2 protein-coding genes are annotated in these 4,049 nt (G+C 58.8%); both read left to right on the forward strand.

What is annotated here, in order from left to right; translation table 11 throughout:
* Nucleotides 1-2,554, forward strand: a 2,554-nt coding sequence (locus tag R6V78_RS09705; protein ID WP_410289156.1) for a cation-translocating P-type ATPase, incomplete at its 5' end; no start/stop codon positions are given.
* Nucleotides 2,555-2,680: 126 nt separating this feature from the next.
* On the forward strand, nucleotides 2,681-4,049 hold a 1,369-nt coding region (locus R6V78_RS09710; RefSeq protein WP_410289157.1), incomplete at its 3' end, for a PEP/pyruvate-binding domain-containing protein.

A 4,049-nucleotide genomic window follows, 5' to 3' on the forward strand; every position in this document is an offset into this window, starting at 1 on the left:
CTGGGCCATCCTGCTGCACCAGGTGCTCAACCCCTTGATCTTCATTCTGATGGCCGCCGCCGTGGCATCCGCCGCCATTGGTGAAGCCGTCGATGCTTTGTTTATCTTGATCGTTATCGCCTTGAACAGCGGCCTGGGGGCCTATCAGGAGTATCAGGCCGAAAAAAGCGCCGCCGGTCTCCAGCGGTTGCTGAAGATCAAAGCGCGGGTGCGTCGTGACGGTAAGGAGATGGATATCCCGGCGGAAGAGATCGTGCCCGGCGACATCGTGCTGCTCGAGTCGGGCAACAAGGTGCCGGCCGACCTGCGCCTGATCAAAGTGAACAGCCTCGCGGCGGATGAGAGCTTTTTGACCGGCGAATCCATGGCCTCTGAAAAAGCAACCGAACCGATGTCCGCAGATACCGGTATCAGCGACCGCAAAAACATGGCGTTTGCCGGATCGACCATCGCCTCCGGGAGAGGCATCGGGATCGTCATCGGCACCGGGCGGGAAACACAGGTGGGCATCATTGCCCAAACCGTGACCGAATCGGAGAGCGGAAAGCCCCCTCTGGTGATCCGGATGGAACGGTTTGTCAAACATATCAGCATCCTGGTGCTGGTGATCAGCGCCGGACTGGCGGTTATGCTGCGGTTCCAGGGCCAGGATCTTACGGCAATCTTCTTTTTCGTGGTAGCCCTTGCGGTCTCGGCCATTCCCGAGGGACTTCCCGTGGCGTTGACCGTGGCCCTTTCCATCGCAACCAAACGGATGTCCGGCCGCAACGTTATTGTACGCAAACTCACCGCCGTGGAGAGCCTGGGAAGCTGCACGGTGATCGCCAGCGACAAGACCGGCACCCTGACGGTCAACCAGCAGACAGCCCGCACCATCGTTTTTCCAGACGGACAAACTTTCGATCTTTCCGGAGAGGGCTATAACGGCGAGGGCGATGTCTCGCCGGCAGACAACGGCGGGAAGATCTCCGAAACCGAACGCGATCGTCTGAAGCGGCTTGCCGAATCGGCGATGCTGGCCAACGAGGGATCTCTCGTCAAAGAAGCCGGAACCTGGAAGCACCACGGCGATGCCATGGATGTTGCTTTTCTCGCCATGGGTTACAAGCTGGGCCTGGACCCGGCCGAAGTGAACCATCGGTTCAAGATTACCGATAAAATCCCTTACGAATCTGAGCGCAAGTTCTCGGCAACGTTCTATGAGAAAGATGGGACGGAACATGCAGCCGCCAAGGGAGCCGTGGAAACGATCCTGGATTTCTGCACGCGGATGCACCGGAACGGCGAGCCGGCGGACCTCGACAAGGAGGGCATCGAACAGCAGGCGGAAGCTATGGCGGAAAACGGCCTGCGCGTGCTGGCCGTTGCCTCCGGTAAAACCGCTCCCAAAGGTAGCGGAAAAAGTCGGGAAGACAAGACCCTTTCCGGACTGATCTTTCACGGTCTGGTGGGATTCATCGATCCGCTGCGTCCCGAAGCTGTCGCGTCGGTGAAGAGATGCAAGACGGCCGGTATTCAGGTGATGATGATTACCGGAGATCATCCTGCTACAGCCGGTGCGATTGCAAGTGACCTGGGCCTGTCCGAAGCGGATGAGCAGGTGGTTTCCGGCCGGGAGTTGAATGAGGCCGGAACCCCGGACAGCCCTGCGTTTGCAAAACTGGTTTCATCGACCCATGTGTTCGCCCGGGTGTCGCCGACTCAAAAACTCGAAATCGTCGATGTGCTGATTCGCCGGGGGGAATTTGTGGCTGTGACCGGCGACGGTGTCAATGACGCCCCGGCGTTACGACGCGCCAACATCGGCGTGGCCATGGGCTCGGGCACGGACGTGGCCAAGGAGGTGGGGTCGATGATCGTGGCCGACGACAACTTCGCCTCCATTGTGGCCGGTGTTGAAGAGGGGCGATTTGCCTATGACAATGTGCGCAAGGTAATTTACCTGCTCATCTCCACCGGAGCTGCGGAAGTCTTGATGTTTATCCTGGCGATCCTGGCGGGACTGCCCATCCCGTTGATGGCTGTTCAGCTGCTGTGGCTCAATCTGGTCACCAACGGCATTCAGGATGTGGCCCTGGCTTTTGAAGGCGGAGAACCGGGTGCCATGAAACGCAAACCGCGCAGACCGGATGAAACGATTTTTGATCCACAGATGGTCTGGCAGACCCTTGTTTCGGGAGTGACCATCGGTATCCTGGCCCTTGGGTTCTGGTACTGGCTGGTTCGGGTGGAAATGATGAATGAAGCCGGGGCCCGCAATCTCTTGTTGCTGTTCATGGTTTTGCTGCAGAATGTTCATGTGTTCAACTGCCGCTCTGAATCGGTATCCGCCCTGAAGGTACCCATCCGGCGCAATGTCATCCTGGTATTCGGGGTGCTTGCGGCACAGGGCATCCACATGGTAAGCATGCATCTGCCCTTCATGCAAACCATCCTGGGTACGGAGCCGGTGGGGTTCACGCGATGGATTTTTCTGCTGTCTATGGCGCTGGTTATTTTGCTGGTGATGGAGGTGTTCAAATGGTCCGGAAGGCAAGGCCGTGCGCCCGGGTAGTCAGAATGGAGTGCCTTGACCTCAGTGATTGCATCTATCGGGTTCGTTAAAAAAATCGATACACCCGATCGTAAAAAGGAAAAATCATTGAAGCGTCAATAAAGACGATCACATTGGAGGACCACCATGTTTTTCAAAGCAGACTCTTGCCGGTTACTGGACGACTCGACAGGCCCCGCTGCCCGGCGATTCGCCCACTATGACGCTTTTTTGAATCACAACCACCGGGCATTGCGGCATCTTGCCGAACTGGAACTGCTGGACCGGGGGGCCGGACTGGCGACGCTGGCATCCATTCAGCATCGCGTCAATGACCTTCTTGGAGAAGTTTCAGGACTCGTCGTGTCGATCGGCGGGTTGGCTGGAGATCGCTACCCGGAACTTCCCCAAGCCTTCGAAAGGATATCGGGGGCTCTGGCCCCACTGACGGAGCGCAAGCGTGAGGTCATCAGCGGCCCTTTGACATTGCCGTTTTCGGCACTGGGCACCACGCATCTCCCCCTGGCCGGCGCCAAGGCCGTCAACCTGGCGCGGATCCGCAACCAGTTGAACTTTCCCGCGCCCGACGGGTTCGTCGTCACCACGGCGGCCTTTGACCTGTTTCTGCGTGAGAACCGGCTGCTGAACCCCATCGATGAAATGCTGACCGCCTTCGACCCGGACGGAGATGATATTGAGGAAATTTGCCGCCGCATCCGGGAAACGATCCGCGAGGCCCCTGTGCCGGAAATCCTGGCTGAGGCACTCCGAAAAGCGTACCGGGAACTTGCCGCCCACCATGGCCGCATGCCGCAACTGGCCATGCGCAGCAGCGCCGTAGGGGAGGATACCGAGGCGTCTTTCGCCGGCCAGTATACCAGCGTCCTTTCCGTGGACCAGAAGCAGATCGATTCAGCCTACAAGACCGTCCTGGCCGGCAAGTACACCCCGCGCGCCATTATCTATCGGCTTCGTTACGGCCTCACCGACGAGGCAACCCCCATGGCGGTTGCCGCCGTCGTCATGATCCAACCCAGGGCCAGCGGTGTACTCTATACGCTGGACCCGGCCCGGCCTGCAGCCGGTCAGGCCCGCATCGATGCAGCAGCCGGTTTGGGGGAACAGGTGGTGGGCGGATCTGTTTCACCGGATGTCTTTCTGGTCGATCGAAGACCTCTGGCGATCAGCAGACGCAGCATTCAACCAAAAGATGAAACCAATGAGGCAGAGGAACCATCCCCTGCCGTTTCCGAACAAACCGTGCTTTCTCTGGCCGAAGCCGGACTGAAAATAGAACGGCATTTTGGTTCGCCACAGGATATCGAATGGGCCGAGGATGAGGAAGGAGGCCTGTTTTTTCTGCAAACCCGTCCCCTTGGAGTCACCGCCGACGACCCCAAGCCCGGATCACCTGAGGTTTCCGGGTTGAAGCTGCTGCTTTCGGCCGGCCAGACCGCTTCACCTGGAGCCGTTTCGGGAGCAGCGGTTCATGCCAAAGCCGGGTTAAAGCCGGAAG

This window comes from Desulfosarcina sp., from assembly GCF_046496365.1.
Lineage (GTDB): Bacteria > Desulfobacterota > Desulfobacteria > Desulfobacterales > Desulfosarcinaceae > Desulfosarcina.